The organism is Oleiphilus sp. HI0066 (genome assembly GCF_001635725.1).
Map to the genome: position 1 here is coordinate 1 of NZ_LWFH01001719.1, position 935 is coordinate 935.

General features: G+C 42.1%; 1 protein-coding gene and 1 pseudogene. One reads left to right on the forward strand and one right to left on the reverse strand.

The features are described 5' to 3' along the window. Positions 1-158 precede the first annotated feature (158 nt). A complete protein-coding gene (idi, locus tag A3738_RS26875; protein WP_197474071.1) occupies positions 159-680 on the reverse strand; it encodes an isopentenyl-diphosphate Delta-isomerase in 522 nt (173 codons plus the stop codon). An 85-nt stretch (positions 681-765) separates the two neighbouring features. Here idi and A3738_RS26880 point away from each other — a divergent pair. Beyond that, positions 766-935 (forward strand): annotated as a pseudogene (locus A3738_RS26880) (aspartate/glutamate racemase family protein); the annotation flags it as partial.

Genomic DNA, 935 nt, shown 5'->3' on the forward strand with positions numbered 1-935 from the left:
GTAACTGCACTTACACCAAACATTTTTCTTAACCATGCAATCGCCATATCGGTTTATCCGTAACCTTCATCGCATATTTGAATATGCACTAAAACGTGCGCCACTTCACAAAGTGTAATACAGGCTCTTAGTAATGCAAAAGTACTCGCAACTTAAACTTAGGAAGGAATTCGACCCAGAACGAAGGGTAACCAAGGCGTGTATTTTCCTGGGTTCTTCACAAGATCAGTCTTTAAATCCGATTCTAATACCCATGCTGTTTCACTGACTTCTTGAGGGTTCAACTCAAAGTCGAAGATTGTGTCATTAGAAACAAATACATGGTCATACTCATGTTCAATAAGACCGTTTTGCATTTCCGTTCGATACAAAACAGGCTCTAATTCCTTAAGATCTAATTTTTGCGTTATTCCAAGCTCTTCTCCGACTCTGCGCTGAACAGCCGCAGCTGGCAATTCTTCATCAAAAGGATGGGAACAACAGGTATTACTCCATAGGTTTGCTCCATGGTATTTAGTCGCGGCACGTTTCTGGAGAAGGTACTCGCGTTGACCATCAACAACTCGATAGACCACTAGAGAGAAAGCCAAATGCAACAAGCCTTTTTGATGTGCCTCAAGCTTATCGGCAAGGCCTAACTTCTTTCCCATCTCATCAACAAGTACTAGCTCGTTAGTCACCATTCAGTCCTACATTTCATAATTCAAGACAAGCCTAGACGAAATATGTTTTGATTGTCAGATCAATTTTCTCGGAGTCCAACAAATGAAAACAATAGGCCTTCTCGGCGGCATGAGTTGGGAAAGTACGCAAGGCTACTACAAAGCGATCAATGAAGGAGTGAAAGCTAAGCTTGGCGGTTTACACTCGGCCAAAATAGTTTTGGTGAGCGTAGACTTCGCAGAGATCGAGCACTTACAACATCAAAACGATTG